A 19228-nucleotide genomic window follows, 5' to 3' on the forward strand; every position below is an offset into this window, starting at 1 on the left:
TAAAAATTCACTTGATATTTATAGAAATAATCCTTAGCTGACATTAAAAATTAGACTCCTTGAGCCTTTCTCTTAGCTTTATTGACTCAACCAGCTTTTTCAACTTCTGTGACTGTTCGCTTAACTCCTGACTGGCAGCAGCACTTTCCTCAGCTGTCGCCGAATTTGTCTGTATTATTGAAGAAATCTGTTCAACACCTTCCAACACCTGAGATATAGCTGACGCCTGATCAACAGAAGCCCTTGAAATTTCTTCTATCATATATAAAGCTGCTTCAGATTTTTCTACTGCCATATCCAATGACATTTCTGTCTGCTTTGATACCTTTGATCCATCTTCAACTGCTTTCAATGAGTTTGCAATAAGCTCAGAGGTAGTTTTTGCCGCCCGAGCACTCTTTGACGCAAGATTTCGAACTTCATCGGCAACAACCGCAAACCCCTTTCCTGCTTCTCCTGCCCTTGCAGCTTCTACAGCCGCATTTAGAGCAAGTATATTTGTCTGGAAAGCTATATCGTCTATAACTTTAATTATCTTCGCAATTTCCTGCGATGACTGACTGATATTGCTCATTGCCTTATTCATATCTTTTACATAGCTGCTACCCGCCTCAACCTGCTTTGATGATTCATGAGATGCTTCTGACGCCTTTTCTGCATTGGATGCATTGCTTTTTATTTTTTTGGATATCTCGCTAAGTGTTGCTGACAACTCTTCTATGGATGCAGACTGCTCCGAGGCACCCTGAGATAATGACTGAGCTCCTGATGCAACCTGCTCTGAACCAATTGCAACCTGTTCTGAACTTTCATTAACCTGACTTACAATAGAATTAAGATAAAGATTAATTTTTTTCATTGAAACGGCTATTGAATTAAAGTCGCCGATGTATTCCATATTTATTTCATTTGATAGATCCCCTTCGGAAATAGCTCCAAGTTGGCATGAAATATCGTTTATGATAATATTTATTCCATTAATTGTATTTCTCAAAGATTCTATTAAAATTCCCACTTCATCGTTTCTGTCTGACAAATTTATTTCACTATGTAAATTTCCTTCGGAAAGTTTCTTAATTCTGTCGGCACATTGAATAACAGGATCTGCAATTTTTTTTGCTGTTTTCATGCCGCCAAAGTATGCTGCAACTAAAGATAATGCCGATACGATTAATATTAATACAATTCCCGTGTTAGTTGATTTCAAATATTCTGATTCCGGAGCACTTACAAAAAAACCCCAGCTATTGCTTCCTGATATCGGAGAATATGCAATAAGGCTCTTTTTACTGTCAAAAGAATATTCCCCGTAATCAATTTCTCCATTCATAAGCTTCTTCTCTGCCTCAGCAATTGACTTAAAGTTTGCATCAGTCTCAAATAAATTTATTGCATTTTCTCCATTTAATACTTTCTCATATTCCGGGTGTCCTATTGTCAAGCCTTCATTATTTAAAATAAACCCGTAACCGTTTTTCCCTATTTTTACCGCACCGGAAACATCTGACAAAACTTTTCCATCCAGAACTATAACAGCAACTCCGTTAACAGATGAACCGTAAGATCCGTTTTTCCATAACGGTGCTGCAACTGTAAGTGTTACCTTATCTAATTTTTTATTTAATTCAGGCTCTGTAATGTATACAGTCCCATCCATTGCTGAAGCAAAATATTCTGTATCATTTACAACATATAATTCTCCTGTTACCGGTGATTCTCCTCTTCCCATTGCATTAACTGTAAAGGCATCTACGAGCTCATATCTTTCAACCATTTGAGAAATGATTTTCAGCTTATCCTTTTTTTGTGACGACAAATCCGACAGCACAGGATTTAATCCAAACTCTGACGCAACTGTTTTATAAACATCCAGCTTATTTGCAATAACATCTGAGGATACCTGTGCAAGATTCACCATTGTCTGTTTCAGAGTCTCAAATGTTGAACTATAGTTTTGGTAGACGGAAAATCCTCCCAATACTATAACAACCACCGTAACGAGAGATATCGATCTCAAAAATATTCTTGTTTTAATGCTTCCTTTCCTAACCCTTGACTCTTTATTGCCTCTACTTCTATTTATTTTGTTTTTGCTTTTCATCCCTTTTGTAATTGCCATTCCTATACAAAACCTCCATATCAGATTAATTCAAATCAATTCTACTAATACAGTATACCACCGCAGTAAAATGTATAAAGAAACCGGAAATTTTTATATTTCCGGTTTTCATGCTAATTATTTTCTGCCGGAGCATTTGTTTTAAAACGGCTTATCAAATCGTTCAGTATCTGTGATTGTCCAGAAAGCTCTTCACTATTAGCAGCGCTTGCTTCCGCCGTTGCTGCATTTTCCTGCACTACAGAAGAAATTTGTTCTATTCCGCTTCTTATTTGATTAACGGAAACAGTTTGTTGTGAAGATGCTTTAACAATTTCATTGATCAATTCATTTGTTTCATTTGTCTTACTCACTATACTTGCCAGCGATTTTTCTGCTTCGTCTGCCAGTACGGTTCCTTTATTTATTGCCTGTATAGAATTTTCTATTAATGTGGTTGTCTGTTTTGCCGCTTCAGCAGATTTTTGTGCGAGATTTCTTACTTCATCCGCAACTACGGCAAATCCCTTGCCCGCAGAGCCCGCTCTTGCTGCTTCAACAGCTGCATTTAATGCAAGTATATTAGTTTGGAAAGCTATATCATCTATTACTTTTATAATTTTTCCTATTTCGCTTGAGGAATTGCTTATTTCATCCATGGCAGAAAGCATATCTCTCATATGACCGTTGCCTATTTCTACTTCTCTTGATGCCTCTGTGGCTTTGTCTCCCGCATTTTCAGCATATTCAGCATTTCCTACTATTGTCTGATATATTTCATTTACTTCAGCTGATAATTCCTCTATGGCGCTGGCCTGCTCTGTCGTTCCCTGAGCCAATGTCTGAGCTCCTGTTGATACCTGCTCTGCGTTCATATTTATTGAGCTGGATGAATTTTTTATTTTTCCAATTGTATCTATTAGTGTATTTGATACATGTATTAACGCTGCTTTTAGTTTTGCAAATTCTCCCTCGTAATCATTCTCCAATTCCATTGCCAGATTGCCGTCAGCAACTTCATTAAGAACTTTTACGCTCTCATTAATATAAAGTATGTAAGATTTTAATCTCAATGTTAAACTGTCAACAGATTTTGCCAGTTCACCTATTTCATCATCGCTTTTTATTTCAAGACTTACATTCAGGTCTCCTTTTGCAAGCTTATTTGTAGTTTCAGTTAATTTCTTTATAGGCTTTGTCATTTTGTTTATCAGTATAGCCAGAGTTATAAGCAGAATAATAAGTACTATCAGGAAAACAGTAATGATTGTAGTAAGCAGCTGCCTTGTATCAGCCATAAATTCTTTCTCAGGCATCGATGACAGTATCTTCCAGCCTGTACTCCCTATAGATACGCTGTTACCAAAAAGTTTCTCATTTTTATAAACATATTCTGAAACTTCCTGTGAATCACTGTTAATCGATGCTATAATGCTGTCGCTCAAACCTATTTCATCTATTGATTTTAATAGACTTTCTTCATTCTTGTGTGCTGCAACAATATTGTTCTTTGTAATTAAAGAAAAGTACCCTGTATCTCCCAAAGCATATTCCCCAACCATTTTTGTAAGTTTTTCTATTGCTATATCTACAGCAGCCAATCCTTCAATCTTACCGTTAACCGTAATAGGCCCGGAAATAGTTATGACTATGCCGCCGGTTATTGCATCTACATACGGATCTGTTATGCATATTCTATTTTCTGTAACCGCTTTATAATACTCCTTTGAAGATACATCATAACCTACTTTTGATTGTACAGTAGGTGACACTAGGTAATAGTCATCTTCTGCTATATATGCAGAAAGTATAACCTCCGGATCCATTTTCTGCGTATCCTCCATTGTCTTTGCAGCTGTCATAAATCCCTCTGTCTGTGTCAGTGTACTTCTTCCCTTTGCATCCACAAGAAACTGCTGCAAATTCTTATCCTGAGCTATTTGCTCAACTATCGCAATGTATCTCTCAAAAAACACTTCTGCTTTGTTACTTACGCTGCTTGATGTTTCATTCAATATTATTTTTTCATTTTCAATTAACCTTGAATTTATAGTCGACCCTATTATGCCTCCGGTTGCAACCAGCATTATGAAACATACAATAAAAAGTGTTAATATAAACTTTGTAGTTATACTCTTATGTGCTTTGAAATCGTTTTTCCCTCTAACGTTATTTTTCATACTTCCTCCTTTTAACGTAACAATTGATGAACTAATCTCACTTCTATAAGAATAAGGTCAAAGAACAGGTTATCCCTGTTCTTTTATGCTCTAATATTTAACGTCTTTTTTGAATGCTGCTCAGGTTGTATTAATATATTTTTGATATCCTTTAATTCAACATTTATTTTTTTTCGTATTGTTTTATCCATTTCCGCTATTTCTGCAAAAATTGCTCTTATTTCCTTCTTCGCTTTTATAGCACTTTCCGAATCAGCATAGTCATAATCCTTGTAATACTCTTCTATCGCTGTGTTTATAGAATTGATTTTTTCTATATGCTTCTTTCTTTCATCAATCATAGAGTTAGCTTTCTCATACTCCGTTTTCAAAGAAACTGCTATTATTTCTTTGGTAAAGTTTCTCAATTCTATGGCGGCCTCTTTTTTTTCTTCCAATAATTTATCCATATTCCATCCTTAGTTTTTTGAAGTTCTTGTTATTTTATCTGCTTCTGCCCACGTATCTCTAAATTCTTTAATCATTGGAAGTATGTCATCTATATATTCTGATGATTTCATAGCTGATGCTTTGATTGTCTGGGTTATAAAAAACCTGTACATATCCTCCAATTCCTTTGAAATAGCATAGTTATCATCTAAAGTAACAATAAGATGGCTAAAAATTTTTCTGGTTTTCTCAAGCATTATACTGGCATTATTATAATCGCTATTATCTAGCAAGATTTTACTCTGATTAAGTTTTTTTATTGCTTCATCAAACAGCAATATAAGAAGCTCTCCTTTTGTCATAGTATTCACTGAAGTTTTTTTGTATTGCTCAAATGGATTTAACATTTTTTATTCCTCCGATTTATCCCATCATATCTGTTAGCCAGCTGCTTTGTGCATTCAGATTATTTAGTGCTTGCTCAAGAGCCGTAAACTTATTCCAATATCTCTCTCTCTCATTTTTAAGGTCTACTTTGAGCTCATCCATCTTATCTTCGTAATCCTCAATTCTTTCAGAAATGTAGTTTTTGTCTTCTGTATATCCTCCTGCCATACCTGCTTCGTCTATCAGTATACCTTTAGTTCCTGAAACTCCGACGTTCGATCTCAATATTGACTGAAGCTGCAATGCTATTCCTGATTTTGCATCAGAATCTGCACCGCTTGCTGACGCAGTAAATAAATTTACAATTTCATCAGAATTTTCAAATAATTGCTCTTTAAATTTCTTTTCATCTAGAATCAACTTACCGCTAGTATCCATGCTTGCAGCTTTAATTCCTATGCTTGACATAGACAAACTGCTTACATCCGTAAAACCCGACATTGCCTCTCGCATATTTCTCAACAATGAATTTATCTTAGAGTCGCCAAAGAGTATGCCTTTTTTTGCTTCTTCAGTCCAATTATTAATTTCATCTTCACTCATATCATCTTGCTGTTCAGGTGTCAGAGGCTGATAGTCTCTGTCTGGTTTTTCACTGGTCTGTGTACCTATAAGCTCAATTATTTCATTGTATTCATCAATGAACCCCTTTACTTTTTCTACAATTTCATCGGTATTATTGGTTACGTCAAATGTAATTGGCTGTTCAGATGTTGCAGCTCCTTGGGCTTTACTGCTTAATTCAACATTTATACCATCAACAGTAAAATTTGCTGTACTTCGAGTGACTTCAACATCTACACCATTTAACGTATATGACATCTTTGTATCATTTCCTTCTGTAACATTTCTGTCACTGCCAAATAAAGCATATGCCAGGCTTCCTTCTCCATCATCCTGTATGTCAATACCTATATGGGAACCCGTTTCGTCGGCAATCACCGAAAATGTATCTGTAGTATTTAAATAAGTAATATTTACTTTCATATCCGAATTGTTGTTTATAGCCTTTATGACATCATTCAATGCAGCTGTTTTTTCAAATTCCAATGTTGTACCATTTATTGTAATTGAATATTTGCCATCTTCACCAACAGGAGTGTTTAAGCCTTCGATCCCTGATTCTTCCAAAGTTGCATACAAATTTACTCTATTTCCTGCTCCGCTTTTAAGGCCGGTTAGTCTGCTCAAGTCCTTGCTTATAGACTTTATACCGAAAACATCAGTATCCTTTGTATCTCCTATGGCAGAAAACGAAAGAGCGCTGCCATTTAGCTCAACACTTAATCTGTCTTTTCCATAAGCTTTATCAAGCTCATTTTGTAAGTATCTTGTTAATGCATTTTCATCATCCAGCGTTATTTCTTCCGTACCTCCGCCTTCTTTTGGAACTTCAACTTTTTCTGCAAGATTTATTGTTTTTGCAATTCCGTTGTATTCAAAAGTTATATATGATGATGTATCACTTAAAACTTCTGATTTTTCTCTTACAAGGTCGGCTTCCAAAACTGCCTCTGAAGAAATTTTGCCGTTTTCTTCTCCCGTACCTAAATTTAAAGTTTCCAAAAACCTCGTGCTTCCGGCAGAGATATAACCATCTGAAAGTTCAAATTTATCTCCGTTTAATCCAAAACTAATGTTAAGCGGATTATCTTCGGAATCCTTCAACTCCCCGAGCTGAACATTTAGCTGGTTTACAACGTCTGCGAGTGTTTCTCCGCTGAATTCTTTATCAATAGTAACTTTGTAGTCTTTACCCTCATAGTTAACAGTAAACGTCTCACCTGCAAGAGTAGAAACTTTATCCTTAATATCGCTGCTGCTGAATATTTCACTCGTTACCTTCTTATTAGAATATAAACTGGCAGCTGATGCAACGCTTGTTATACTGTTTATAGAAAAATTTTTAATGTTATCTGTATTTCCTGTTACATTTACGTAATCTGATGATGACTTATAGGTGTAGGATTCAAAGAAGCTCGAACTTAAAATGTTCGTTTTTGAACCCGTCGAATACGAAAGATATTTGTTGCTAAATGATAGAAGCTTTGAACTAATTTCACGATATGCTTCCTGTTTGTATAATAATTTTTGTTTTGCCTGATACTGTCTGTTTATTTTATTTCTTGTGGTTGCTGTCATTTGCTCTACTAATTCGTCAGTATCAAGTCCCGACAGCAGACCTCCGACTCCCTTGCTTACGGACGAGCCGTAAATACTTGATGAAATTGATGACATATGATTCTCCTTTCTGAGTAATTGCACAGCCTCATTCATAGTTCAATGCAATTAATGCCTTGTAATTATTATCTGTTCAGATATTTGAGCAATATATCCGCAATATTATCTATTGATGATTGCACTTCTACTGCACCTATGTTGAACGCAGCCATAGGCATTCCATAAACAACAGAAGATTTTTCATCCTGCCCTATTGTATATGCCCCGGCCTTTTTCATATTCAAAAGTCCCTGTGCTCCGTCTTTGCCCATGCCTGTAAGTATAATTCCGATTGCATTTTTTCCTGCAGCTTTCGCAACTGAATCAAACAATACATTGACTGACGGGCAATGACCGCTGACCTTATCTCCAGGTTTACATGTTACATAGTAACCCTTTTGGTCTTTGGCAATCCTCATCTGCCTGTCTCCCGGAGCAATCAGCGCAAGTCCATTTTCGACTCGGTCTCCATCCTGCGCTTCTCGCACGTTAACATTGCAAATTTTATTTAACCTGTCCGCATACATTTTTGTGAATCCGGGAGGCATGTGTTGGGTTACAAGTATTCCAGGAACTTCTGCAGGCAAAGCTTTAAGAATTTTTAGTGTTGCTTCTGTTCCTCCTGTAGATGCTCCTATCGCAATAACTTTTATTTTTGTAATTTTTGAAAGCTTATGCATTACTTGTTTTGTATTATCAGTTTTTATACTTTCCTTGGGTATATATTCTTTTTTCTGCCCTGCATATGTAACAAGTTTTGCTATTGAAGCAATTTTAATCTTTGTTTTAAGTTCTCTGAAAAACATCTCGAGATCATTGCCTGATGACATATCAGGTTTCTTAACAAAATCAACCGCACCTGAATGCAAAGCATCAAATACGCTTATATTCATTGAGCTTACAAGCACAACTTTCATTGGGTGTTCAGCCATAAGCTTTTTTATGAAAGTTAATCCGTCCATTTTTGGCATTTCTACATCCAGCGCAAGAATATCCGGATTAAGTATTTTAATTTTTTCCATGGCATCAATTGGGTCTATGGCAGTTCCTACGACTTCTATATAGTTGTCCTTGCTCAACTCATTCTTCAATACATTCCTGAACAAGAGCGAATCATCTGTAATAAGTACTTTTATTTTATTTTTTATCATATTATACCTTCTTATAGATTGCCGGGTTTATATATTGGTATTTTGATTGGTTCCTTTGTATGGTTTCAGCATGTCCAATCATCAAATACCCACCGGGCTTTGTCGCCTCATAAAATTTATTTACCATATTTATTTTTGTTTCAGCATTAAAATATATCATTACATTTCTGCAAAAAATTACATCATGTTTATTTTTAACAGCTATTGGATTCATCAAATTAAACACATTAAAGGTTATATATTTTCTTATATTAGGCAAAACCCGAAATTTACCGTCGTCAGTCTTTGCAAAATATCTTTTCTTATATGCTTCTGGGAGATTCTTTAACGAATCTTCGGCGTAAACTCCCTCACGAGCCTTTGAAAGGACATTTTCCGATATATCTGTAGCCAATATTTGAATTTTCCACTGACCTCTTGAAAACTTAAAATAATCATCAATTACCATGGCCAGTGTATACGGCTCTTCTCCCGAAGAACAACCTGCACTCCATATGCTCAGTATTTTTGATTTATTATTCTTCTCTTCGTAAGGAAGTATCACATCTTTTAAATATTTAAAGTGATTATCTTCTCTGTAAAAATATGTATAATTTGTAGTAAGTTTATTTATAAGTGTTGTAATTTCATCCTTATTATTTTTCTTAACATTTTCGAGGTATTGACCAAAGCTTTTCATGCCTTTTTTTTCTATTATGTTCGATAGTCTTCCCTCAATCAATATTCTTTTTTTAGAAAGATCTATTCCGTAATTATTATGCATATAATGAACAAATTCAAGAAATTCGCCGTCTGTTAATTTTACCATATCTACATACTTTCTATTAAATTTCCTATATCAAGGATTAAATTTATACTTCCGTCTCCCAGTATGGAGCATCCGGAAATTCCTGCTTCTTTTAAATTATATTTATTTAATATTTGAGGCAGCGGCTTAACCACAACCTGTTGTTCTCCTATTATGTGATCTACAAACAAGCATATGCTGCTGTCTCCGGACTCCACAAGAATTAGTATTCCGTCATCAATACTTGTAACATCGGATGATATGCCGTACAGTTCATTTACTCTGACAATGGGATAGCATTTTTCCCTGATTAAAATCATTTCCCTGCCGTCAGTGTTGTTGATAATTTCCTTTTCAGTTGTTTTAAATGACTGCTGAATATTTTTAATCGGTATAATAAACTCCGATTCTCCCACTACTACCTGCATGCCGGAAACTATTGTAAGCGTCAGAGGTATTTTAAATGTTATAGTTGTCCCTTCACCTTCTCTGCTGTCCAGAGCAACAGTTCCGCCAACCTTTTCTACATTTGATTTAACAACATCCATACCAACTCCTCTTCCCGAATATTCCGTAACTGCCTCGTTTGTTGAAAATCCCGGTAGCATCAAGAATTGATAGATTTCCTTCGCAGTATATTCGCTTTCAGGTTTGGTCAGCATATTTTTTGCTTTAGCCTTTATGAGAATTTTTTCGCTTTCAAATCCTCTTCCGTTGTCTTCAACAGTTATGTGAATTTCTCCGCCTGTGTTTGAAGCTGACAGTCTTATTATACCCTTCTCGTTTTTACCTTTTTGTATTCTTTCACCGCCCGATTCAATTCCGTGATCCATTGCATTTCTAACTAAATGCATTATTGGATCTGAAATTCCGTCAACAATGGTTTTATCTATTTCTGTATCTTCTCCGGAAAGTATCAGTTCAACATCTTTATCTAATTCCTTTCCCATGTCTCGTACTATTCTTTTCATTTTATGGAACACGCCCGATACAGGCACCATTCTGAGAGACATTACAATGTCCTGAAGTTCGTCTGTCAGCTTTCGCATCTGTCTGGTTGATTTTGTGAAATTTTCAGAATTCAGCTTTTTTATCTCATTATCTGAAGCCACCATTGATTCCGCAATAACCAATTCTCCCACGATGTTCACCAGTTTGTCCAACTTTGAAAGGTTCACAGTAATTAAGCTCTGCTTACTGTGCTTTGCTGTTGATTCCACCCTTGCAGTACTAACGGGTTTTACAACTGCACCTGAGTTCCCGGAATTATCTTTAATCTCTGCATGCTCTTCCTTAGGACTTTGTTTTTGTTCCTTAGAGTATTCTATAACTGTATAATTTTTTACATTTAAAGCTTCTCTTACTACGCCCACAGCAGCATTTAAAGATTCCTTATCATCAACGTATACAAAAAATCCGTTTTTTATTATGTCCTGAGATGTTTCCGAAATACTTTCTATGTTTTCCGGTTTATACGAAAAATCAACTCCTGTTTCTTTTAATTGATTAACTATTAGATATGCCCTTATATTTTCCATTCCAATATCATCATCAAAAATAATCTTAATAGCATATGCATTGCCTGTAAAATTTGTTTTCGCAGCCGTTTCATCAATTTCTTCCTCTTTTTTTAGAACAGCCGAAGATTGAGTCAATGCTGCTTCTTCGTTTGGTGAGGTATTTTTTGCAGCCGTTTTTCCAGATATTATGTTCAAAAAATCCAGTATTTCCTTTTCAAATGGCTGTAGATTTGTTTCAAGTTCCTGCCCTTCTTCTATTTTAGAAATTTCATCTTTTATAAAATCCGTAAACTTGAATACCAGATTTACCAGGTCTTCATTATATTTGGCTTCTACTCCGTTTTCCCTTATATAATAAAACAAATCTTCTACTTTATGTGATATTGTCATAATGCTGTTAAACTGCATCATTGCAGATGAGCCCTTAATTGTATGCATTATTCTGAATATTTCATCGACGCACTCTTTATCAAATGCCTGTTCGCTTTCTGCCCTGAGTAAAATTTCATCCAGTTGTTCTAGCAGAGAATTTGCTTCAAAAAGATACATGTCCAGTACAGAATCAAAATTGTTATCCATATTAATCTCCTTATTCGAATTATTCGAACCTTTTCTTGTTTTTTATATCGGCATTTTTTATAAATTATTAAGCATTTTAGAGTATGTTTTTTATTTTTTGACTTATTTAAACCATATTTTTGCCGATATACTACTTATAGAGTTTAAATTTATTTGATAATATAGTATAATAAATATACCTTAACTCAGGAGACATTATGTTTGACAACAATATAAATATTAAAACAGGCAATACGGTAAATGATAGTTCATACAGTAAACCAAAACTAAAAACAGAACAAATTACACCATTTGACGTAATAGATCCTACCAAAGTAACAAAACCGTCCAAGCAGGATCCAAGCAATCAAACCGGTCAGAACCTTTTTAACTACAATCCTGACTCTGTGTTCGAAAAATTTATAAAAATCCTGCAGAACTCTCCTGTTCTAACAGATGGGGCAAAAAAGCTGCTGCTTAACAGACAGTTTATTAACGCAAACATAAAAAGCGATCCGATATTAAGCGTTTTGTTTGAAACACTTTTGCATGACATAGAAATGAATGATGCCGAAATTTTAAATTTTCTCAAGTTTCAGCAGAATACATATACGAAATTTCACGGGGAGTTTTTTGACAATTTAAGAACTCTTATAAACAGTAATCCAAACAACAAAGATTTTCAATATGTTGTACGCAATTTTTTGAGAAGCTACGATTGTTTTGCATCTGTTGACGAAACTACTCGTTCAATCACATCAGCTTTAAAAAACATAGAAAGAAATATACCTGAGATACTTAAAAATTCTTTTAATGAAATGACCGGAAAAATAATATCAGATAATTCAAAAGGTATTGACTTAAACCTGAATGTATTGAAAAATGAAATTCTTCCATTTATGGGACGGTACATTTCTAAAATGAACGATTTTGGACCGATAAGAGACTATGTATCAGTTCTTGTCCATAATATCGTTAGACTGGAATCAGCATCAAAAGACAGCTTTGCCGACAGCCTTGAAACCTTGTTCGAATATATAAAGTATAATTTTGATGTAAAAGAAGAGTTTATGGAATCATTGAAGGCTTCTTTAATAACTGCTTATGAAGCTTCGTCATCTCTTAAAAACGATGCTGTTGATTCATTTGTAAAGCTACTCGAATCCGGAGTAAAGGACAGTGAAAGCCATGTTAACAAAGGAGTTATGAACGATATGACCGAATCACTTCTGTTTGTGCAAAACGTGCACATTCCATTGATTCATATGTTCCTGCCTTTAAGTTATAACGGCATGCTTATGTTTTCTGAACTGTGGATAGGCAAAGAATACGAGGATAGTCCTTCAAAAAAAAGAAAGCAGGAATATACGCCGACTTACAAGGTCTTTATAACCTTTGACATACAGAATATCGGTTACTTTGAAACGACTGTTGTACTTAAAGAATCCTCACTTAACCTGGACATATATGTACCTAGCAGCATATCGAAGCATGTTGATAAAATTAAGAATGATTTAAACAATCTGCTGAACAAAAATAACATAGGTGTTTCCGGAATTAATATCCAGGAAAGCGTAAAGAAAAGAAAATTCAGCGATGTATTTACAAATCTATCTGAAAGGAAAAGCGGTGTAGATGTCACAATATAACGACAATTCAAAGCGCGCAGCAGCTTTGAAGTATGATCCAAATAAAAATAATTCTCCTGTTGTAATAGCCTCCGGAGCAGGGTATATTGCTGATAAGGTAGTAAAAATTGCTGAAGAAACAGGAGTGCCCGTATACAAGGATGATTCTCTTGCCGTTCTGCTGTCGCAACTTGATATGGGAAGTGAAATACCGGAGGAACTTTTTAGTGCAATAGTTGATATTTATGTTTACTTTCTTAACTTCAAACTACAAAAGGATGGTGCTGAAAATGAATGATTATATATTTTCTTTAGACATTGGTACCCGTTCTGTTGTTGGAGTTGTATGTGATAATGAAGAAAATACATTAAAAATAAGAAGCATTAAAAGCATTTTGCACAAGCAAAGATCCATGGTCGACGGTCAGATTGAGAATATAAAAGAAGTCAGCAGGGTTATAGGTACAGTTAAAGGCGAACTTGAAGAAGAGCTGGGCATCGAGCTTGAAAGAGTAAGCATAGCTGCAGCAGGAAGAGCCTTAAAAACCGAACGAATCATGCTGGAAAAAAATATCGATATAAGATCTCCCTTAACCGCAGAATTTATTTCTGCCATGGAAACAGAAGCTTTAAAGCTTGCACAAGATATATTTATAAAAAATTCAGAAAAAGACTTATTTTATTGCGTCGGGTACAGCGTACTGGGATACAAACTTGACGGCAAAACAATGTCTAATATCGAAGGGCACAGGGGAAATATGGTTTCGGTAGAAATCATTGCAGCTTTTTTACCGCACACTGTAATTGAAGGTTTATATTCATGCATGGACAACAACGGGCTTGAAGTATGTAATCTGACACTGGAACCAATTGCTGCAATGGATTTAATTATACCGCCAGAATTGAGGCTCCTAAATTTAGTATTGGTTGATATCGGAGCCGGGACTTCAGACATAGCCATTTCTAAAGCAGGAAGTGTTGTGGGTTATGACATGGCAACAATTGCCGGTGACGAAATCACTGAGTGCATAATGAAAAATTATCTGGTTGATTTTAAAGCGGCAGAAGAAATAAAATTTATGCTCAATGAGGTGGATGAATATATTTCGGTAACAAATGTTTTGGGAATTACACAGGATATAAGCAAAGACGAGATACTCGAATCAATAAAAACTGCCGTTTATGATTTATGCGCAGATTTAGCTGAAAAAATATCAAAAATGAACAAAGAAACACCCGCCGCTGTTTTCTTAGCAGGCGGAGGCAGTAAAACTCCCTTTATTAGAGAATTCTTATCAGAACTTTTGAATATTCCGAATTCCAGAATAGCATTAACCGATAAAAAAAGCCTTCGCAATGTAGATTTAAACTCCTTAAGCAATTTTGGCCCCGAGCTTATTACTCCTTTGGGAATCGCTTATTCAGTAATTCTTAACAGGAATTACGATTTTTTCAGCGTTAAGGTAAACAATAAAAAAGTAAGGCTTTATGGGATAAAGCAAATGAAGGTTATGGATGCCATACTTATGTCGGGATTTGATACGAAGAAATTGATTGGCTTTTCAGGAAAAAGTTTGAGATTTACTGTCGACGGCAAAGAGCACTATTATGCAGGAGAATTTTCTACTCCATGTCAGATTTATGTTAATTCAGTCTCTGCTAATATTGAATCTGAGATACAGCCCGGAGATACAATTGAAATTATTCCCGCTAAAGACGGAGCTACTCACGTTATTAAAATTTCCGACATTGTTGAAGAAAGTAACAGTGGAATTGTTTATTTCAACGGAGTACCTACAGAATTATGCTCAAATTTCTTTGTTAACGATACGGAAGTTGACAAGGATTACGTAATAGGAAATTCAGATGTTCTGAAAATTATACAGCTAAAAAATATAAGCGATTTGTACAAGTTATACAATTTAGATGAAAAAGAATATAAGAGTTATATCAATGGCATTGAAGCAGACTTAGAATACAAGCTTTATGACGGACTAAAGGTAGATATTTTGAAAATTGAGCCCGTAATTGCAAATAAAGCTGAAAAAGAAGTTCCAAAGGAGGAGCTGATACTTGATTCTTTCATTAGTGTTACGGTTAACGGCAAAAAAATACAACTTCCAAAGCGTGACAACGGGTCCCCATACATATTTGCCGACATGCTGACTTTCACAAATATAGATCCTTCGAACCCAAAAGGCAATATTGTGCTCATTCATAACGGAAATGAAGCTTCTTACCTTAACCCCATAGCCGAAGATGACAATATTGTTATTAAATGGGACTCTGAATATACAAAATAAATTGGATGGGATAAAATGAAAAGCACAGAAAAGCAGGTTAAAATTTATGATAAAAATAAAAAACTAATTGGTGTGGGAATGCTGCTAAGCATAGGAAGCTCAGTAATAAAGGTTAAAGGAAATGACCTGCCAATATTAAAATCAGGATCTGAAATTAACATTGAAATTTACAATGAGTTTTCAGGTATAAAACCATATTACTGCAAGGTAAGCCTTGCCTCAATAAATCAGCTTAATGCTATGATATTGAGAAATGACCCTATTATTGAAAGAAGAAACTCCCTAAAGGTACGCACTGATTTATCATTATATATAGACTACTTATATAGAAATGATGAGGATGTGACAGAAAATGTTCCAAATTTGGAAATTACCATTCTAAACCTTAGCATAGGCGGTATGATGATATCCTCAAATTACGATTTGCTGATAAATGACATAATTGTTTTCAAATTTCAATATGAAAAATATCAGGTTATTGAATTAAAAGCAAAAGTAATAAGAATAGATAAGATTTACGACTCATACACAAAGGAACTGTCTGCCAAAAATTACGGCTGTATGTTTAAAAAATTAAATTCATACAATGAATCCGTAATTACAAAATACTTGTACGACAGGCAGCTGCAATTATACAAAAACAGATAGGAGTACCAATGAAAAAAACAGCAATTATAACAGGTATATTAATTTTAGCATTAAGCATCATCAGCACATGCTACGGTGCTGTAAGCAACAATATAAAAGCAAAATTTACGGAAAGTGATGTTTCAGATACAAAGTTTAAAGAAATTACAATCACTCCTTATGGCAGCAAATATTATGATGAAGATGACGACGAGGAATATACGTATTACATATATCTGCCCACAGGATACTTCGTAGAAGCAGCAAGTACCTCTTTTATAGCCGACAGAAACGGTAAATATCCTTTTACGGTGTATGACGGTAAATATAAAAAAACATTTACATACATCGTAGATGATATTGACGAAATTGAAGATGAAGAGGATAATGAAGCGGATGAAATACATGCGGATTTTAAACTGAAGTATGATTACGAAAAAAAATCCCCTCTTTTTTATATGCATCTTGACAGACAGAGGCAGATATCCGCTCCAAATGGAGATTTTGTAACAAACGAGGTTAATTACTACATAGACAAACTTAAAAACAATGTGCCCTTTGATCTTTCCATAGATGTTGAAGGAAAGATGTATAATTATAAAATTATAAAATCTGGTGAATTTTATCTACTAATACACATTTCACCTGTTAACTATAATGATTACAGCACAGTTGTGGAATATTTCGGATACAACTTCACGAACAATGAATCTTATGAAGCTGTACCCGCAAAGGATATTTATGACGACAACGGTAACTATGTAGTCTTAGTTAAATCGGGAAACTCTCAGCACATATTTAACTTTAATATCACAGGGATAGATTACCGAAGACCTAATGTCGATTTGTCATTAGTAAATGACGATACTTTAAGTTTGGAAGCAGAAGATGATTTCGGTCTTGATTACATTATCACTTATGATGGAAAATATGTTGACATCGACGGAACTGAGGCAGAATACATCCATTCTTCAGAAATAAAGTACATAGGTGAATATATATTTACCGTGGTTGATAAAAGCGGCAACAGAACTGTTGAAACAATTACTGTAAAAAAAGGGGCACGAACCCCTAGGAGCAAGCACAAAATTAATCTTGACGTACATGATTTCGGCGGTACAGAAAAGCTGTTTGAAGATAGAGGTTCTAGATACGAAAAGCCTGATGAGCCAAAAATATTTGAAAATATACTTCCGGCGTATATGAATGGAAAGAGCCCGGTAAGTTTTAGCCCGGACTCATCAATATCAAGAGCTGAAATGGTCACCATATTCTGCAGACTTAACGATCTCCCCTACGATACAAGTGCCCATTTAAAATCAAAATTCACCGATATAAGCACTCATTGGGCGCGCGACTATATATCTATGGGCAGCGCAAAAAGATATGTTTCAGGCTATAAGGACAAAACCTTCAAGCCGGATAATAATGTAACAAGAGCTGAATTCTGCCAGATGCTGACAAAGATAAGCTCTTACAAATCGTTGCTTAACAGCCTTCCGGCTTCAAATAATATTGATTATTCAGATATACATGATCACTGGGCAGAAAAAGAAATTATTAAAATAGCGGGCAGAAGCCTTGTAACAAGCAATTCTGATAAATTTTATCCTGATAGGCCTATAACAAGAGGGGAAGTGGTACATGCGATTAACATGTTATACGGATACAACCCGTCATATTTAGAGCTGTCCTTTGTGAGTTCATTATATAATAAGTATTACAGCTTTCATGATATTGCAAAACATAAATACTACAATGACATAATTATTTCAGTGGTAGGAATGTACAGAGAAAAAATACAATAATCAGGGAGATTATAATGGTAATTAATTACACAGAAGAAATTGTAAAAAACTGTCTAACCGGCTTACTTAAAAATGACCCTGCATACAAAGAAATCTGCAAGTGTGAGCAATGTATTGACGATATAACAGCAAAAGCACTTAACAATCTCAAGCCGAACTACATAACAACGAAAAAGGGAGAGGTTTATGCAGAATATTCATCCCTAGAATTTCAACACCAGGCAGAAGTTATAGCAGAAGTGATTAAGGCTATTGAATTTATTTCAAAGCATCCCAGTCATTGATCAAAATATTATATCATAAAACAAACGACAAGGAGATTAACTTTGCCTCCTTGTCGTTTAATATTTATATAACCTTTAAATTTTTCCCGAATGATTTAATTGTTAAATAACCAGTGGTACTATCAAATATAATTGTTCTCCCATAATTTTTCCCAACGTCCTCAGCAAACAGCCTTATGTTAAGCACACGCAGTGTCTCTTTTGAAGCTCCTATGTTTCTTTCACCGATACTGCCCAAAGAAGAATTACTTTTTATATCAAACATTTTAGCTCCTCCTGCAATTTTTGCAATCATTCTTGCTCTTTTTGCACCCAACTGTTCCATCTGCGTAACCATTTCCGTTATCCCCGTATCTGCATATTTGAATTTGTTCGTTTCATTGGAATTATTTTTATACGGCAGCATTATATGAGCCATCCCTGCCAGCTGAGCCGCCTTATCTATGATACAAATACCCACACATGAGCCCAAAGCATAAGAAATTAATCCCTTGGGAGAAGTTACTATTTTCATGTCTGAGATTCCTACACTTACTTCCTGGCTCATATATCCAATCCAAACTTCTTTAATAAAATCTGCAGGGATGTAATACTTGGGAGTAAAAGCATATGACTGTATACCGTTTCATCCTGACAAAAATATTTTTCCTTGATAAAAATTACTTTATCAGCTGCTTCAGAAAATTCAGCAGTAACAGCATCAAGCAACGCTCCTGACATATCAATATTCAATGATGGAACTGTTATATCTATTTTCATGTTGGTAAGAGACGAAATTGAACTCACATACGAAGAGACCATTATATTTCCTATCTCTGATAACGCAGACATCTCCATATCAGATATTTCCTCAAAATTATGTAGTTCGGTTCCAAGTAAAGAATTTATTATAAGATGAACAAATTCTTTTTTTAGCAAAAATAAAATTACACCGTCAATATCTCCGCCAAAGCTCACAAGAATTCCTACCACAACATTTTCGGCACCTCCGATAGAGTCAATCACATCATTGTAATTTAAAAGACTAACTTCCGGAACGTTCATATCAATTCGTTTGGAAAGCATACTGGATAAAGACGTCGCCGCATTTCCTGCCCCTATATTACCTATCTCCTTTAATACATCTATGTGCATATCATTTAATTCCAAAGTACTGCCCTCCTCTAAAATATATAAGTGGATATCGCT

Annotated in this window: 16 protein-coding genes; 6 read left to right on the forward strand and 10 right to left on the reverse strand. The window is 35.1% G+C overall.

Annotated elements, in window-relative coordinates; translation table 11 throughout:
• Nucleotides 1–43 precede the first annotated feature (43 nt).
• From ACS3UD_RS10020 to ACS3UD_RS10055, 8 genes are all read right to left on the reverse strand, one after another.
• On the reverse strand, nt 44–2119 hold the full coding sequence (locus ACS3UD_RS10020; RefSeq protein ID WP_308139744.1) for a methyl-accepting chemotaxis protein: 2076 nt from the start codon (nt 2117–2119) through the stop codon (nt 44–46).
• A gap of 113 nt (nt 2120–2232) precedes the next feature.
• Nucleotides 2233–4278, reverse strand: coding sequence for a methyl-accepting chemotaxis protein (locus tag ACS3UD_RS10025; RefSeq protein WP_308139743.1), 2046 nt, complete (start codon nt 4276–4278; stop codon nt 2233–2235).
• Nucleotides 4279–4361: 83 nt separating this feature from the next.
• Nucleotides 4362–4727 carry a hypothetical protein gene (locus ACS3UD_RS10030; RefSeq protein WP_308139742.1) on the reverse strand — a complete coding sequence of 122 codons (366 nt, stop codon included), beginning with the start codon at nt 4725–4727 and terminating at the stop codon, nt 4362–4364.
• Between the two features lie 9 nt (nt 4728–4736).
• A complete protein-coding gene (fliS, locus tag ACS3UD_RS10035; protein WP_308139741.1) occupies nt 4737–5114 on the reverse strand; it encodes a flagellar export chaperone FliS in 378 nt (125 codons plus the stop codon).
• A gap of 16 nt (nt 5115–5130) precedes the next feature.
• Nucleotides 5131–7392, reverse strand: coding sequence for a flagellar filament capping protein FliD (gene fliD, locus ACS3UD_RS10040; protein ID WP_308139740.1), 2262 nt, complete (start codon nt 7390–7392; stop codon nt 5131–5133).
• A 68-nt stretch (nt 7393–7460) separates the two neighbouring features.
• A complete protein-coding gene (locus ACS3UD_RS10045; RefSeq protein WP_308139739.1) occupies nt 7461–8525 on the reverse strand; it encodes a protein-glutamate methylesterase/protein-glutamine glutaminase in 1065 nt (354 codons plus the stop codon).
• Between the two features lies 1 nt (nt 8526).
• Complete coding sequence (locus ACS3UD_RS10050; RefSeq protein ID WP_308139738.1) at nt 8527–9333, reverse strand: CheR family methyltransferase; 807 nt, start codon at nt 9331–9333, stop codon at nt 8527–8529.
• A gap of 2 nt (nt 9334–9335) precedes the next feature.
• Nucleotides 9336–11411: a chemotaxis protein CheA gene (locus ACS3UD_RS10055; RefSeq protein ID WP_308139737.1), complete on the reverse strand. Its 2076-nt coding sequence runs from the start codon at nt 11409–11411 to the stop codon at nt 9336–9338.
• A gap of 197 nt (nt 11412–11608) precedes the next feature.
• On the opposite strand from ACS3UD_RS10055, the gene ACS3UD_RS10060 reads away from it, so the two are divergent.
• Genes ACS3UD_RS10060 through ACS3UD_RS10085 form a run of 6 tightly spaced genes read left to right on the forward strand, consistent with a single transcriptional unit; the run spans nt 11609 to nt 18040 of the window.
• Nucleotides 11609–13039, forward strand: coding sequence for a hypothetical protein (locus ACS3UD_RS10060; RefSeq protein ID WP_308139736.1), 1431 nt, complete (start codon nt 11609–11611; stop codon nt 13037–13039).
• Nucleotides 13026–13316: an EscU/YscU/HrcU family type III secretion system export apparatus switch protein gene (locus tag ACS3UD_RS10065; RefSeq protein ID WP_308139735.1), complete on the forward strand. Its 291-nt coding sequence runs from the start codon at nt 13026–13028 to the stop codon at nt 13314–13316. Before ACS3UD_RS10060 ends, ACS3UD_RS10065 begins: the two co-directional genes overlap by 14 nt.
• Complete coding sequence (locus ACS3UD_RS10070) at nt 13309–15321, forward strand: cell division FtsA domain-containing protein (RefSeq protein ID WP_308139734.1); 2013 nt, start codon at nt 13309–13311, stop codon at nt 15319–15321. The genes ACS3UD_RS10065 and ACS3UD_RS10070 overlap by 8 nt, the downstream gene beginning before the upstream one ends.
• 15 nt (nt 15322–15336) lie before the next feature.
• A complete protein-coding gene (locus ACS3UD_RS10075) occupies nt 15337–15969 on the forward strand; it encodes a PilZ domain-containing protein (protein WP_308139733.1) in 633 nt (210 codons plus the stop codon).
• Nucleotides 15970–15977: 8 nt separating this feature from the next.
• Nucleotides 15978–17756 (forward strand): S-layer homology domain-containing protein, encoded by a 1779-nt coding sequence (locus tag ACS3UD_RS10080; protein WP_308139732.1) that lies wholly within the window; start codon nt 15978–15980, stop codon nt 17754–17756.
• Nucleotides 17757–17770: 14 nt separating this feature from the next.
• Nucleotides 17771–18040: a late competence development ComFB family protein gene (locus ACS3UD_RS10085; protein WP_308139731.1), complete on the forward strand. Its 270-nt coding sequence runs from the start codon at nt 17771–17773 to the stop codon at nt 18038–18040.
• 64 nt (nt 18041–18104) lie between these two features.
• Here the strand turns inward: ACS3UD_RS10085 and ACS3UD_RS10090 are convergent, their stop codons facing one another.
• The gene (locus tag ACS3UD_RS10090) at nt 18105–18587 is read right to left on the reverse strand and encodes a chemotaxis protein CheD (protein WP_308139730.1); all 483 of its coding nucleotides are present in this window, start codon (nt 18585–18587) and stop codon (nt 18105–18107) included.
• Nucleotides 18584–19189 carry a chemotaxis protein CheC gene (locus ACS3UD_RS10095; protein WP_308139729.1) on the reverse strand — a complete coding sequence of 202 codons (606 nt, stop codon included), beginning with the start codon at nt 19187–19189 and terminating at the stop codon, nt 18584–18586. Before ACS3UD_RS10095 ends, ACS3UD_RS10090 begins: the two co-directional genes overlap by 4 nt.
• Nucleotides 19190–19228 lie beyond the last annotated feature (39 nt).

Origin of the sequence: Sedimentibacter sp. LTW-03, from assembly GCF_052059825.1 — a bacterium.
GTDB lineage: Bacteria > Bacillota > Clostridia > Tissierellales > Sedimentibacteraceae > Sedimentibacter.

What these genes read in the sequence shown, in the direction of transcription:
- ACS3UD_RS10085 (WP_308139731.1), top strand. Translation starts at nt 17,771, where the DNA reads ATGGTAATTAATTACACAGAAGAAATTGTAAAAAACTGTCTAACCGGC.
- ACS3UD_RS10070 (WP_308139734.1), top strand. Translation starts at nt 13,309, where the DNA reads ATGAATGATTATATATTTTCTTTAGACATTGGTACCCGTTCTGTTGTT.
- ACS3UD_RS10060 (WP_308139736.1), top strand. Translation starts at nt 11,609, where the DNA reads ATGTTTGACAACAATATAAATATTAAAACAGGCAATACGGTAAATGAT.
- ACS3UD_RS10025 (WP_308139743.1), bottom strand. Translation starts at nt 4,278, where the DNA reads ATGAAAAATAACGTTAGAGGGAAAAACGATTTCAAAGCACATAAGAGT.
- ACS3UD_RS10030 (WP_308139742.1), bottom strand. Translation starts at nt 4,727, where the DNA reads ATGGATAAATTATTGGAAGAAAAAAAAGAGGCCGCCATAGAATTGAGA.
- fliS (WP_308139741.1), bottom strand. Translation starts at nt 5,114, where the DNA reads ATGTTAAATCCATTTGAGCAATACAAAAAAACTTCAGTGAATACTATG.
- ACS3UD_RS10050 (WP_308139738.1), bottom strand. Translation starts at nt 9,333, where the DNA reads ATGGTAAAATTAACAGACGGCGAATTTCTTGAATTTGTTCATTATATG.
- ACS3UD_RS10020 (WP_308139744.1), bottom strand. Translation starts at nt 2,119, where the DNA reads ATGGCAATTACAAAAGGGATGAAAAGCAAAAACAAAATAAATAGAAGT.
- fliD (WP_308139740.1), bottom strand. Translation starts at nt 7,392, where the DNA reads ATGTCATCAATTTCATCAAGTATTTACGGCTCGTCCGTAAGCAAGGGA.
- ACS3UD_RS10090 (WP_308139730.1), bottom strand. Translation starts at nt 18,587, where the DNA reads ATGAGCCAGGAAGTAAGTGTAGGAATCTCAGACATGAAAATAGTAACT.
- ACS3UD_RS10065 (WP_308139735.1), top strand. Translation starts at nt 13,026, where the DNA reads ATGTCACAATATAACGACAATTCAAAGCGCGCAGCAGCTTTGAAGTAT.
- ACS3UD_RS10080 (WP_308139732.1), top strand. Translation starts at nt 15,978, where the DNA reads ATGAAAAAAACAGCAATTATAACAGGTATATTAATTTTAGCATTAAGC.
- ACS3UD_RS10055 (WP_308139737.1), bottom strand. Translation starts at nt 11,411, where the DNA reads ATGGATAACAATTTTGATTCTGTACTGGACATGTATCTTTTTGAAGCA.
- ACS3UD_RS10075 (WP_308139733.1), top strand. Translation starts at nt 15,337, where the DNA reads ATGAAAAGCACAGAAAAGCAGGTTAAAATTTATGATAAAAATAAAAAA.
- ACS3UD_RS10045 (WP_308139739.1), bottom strand. Translation starts at nt 8,525, where the DNA reads ATGATAAAAAATAAAATAAAAGTACTTATTACAGATGATTCGCTCTTG.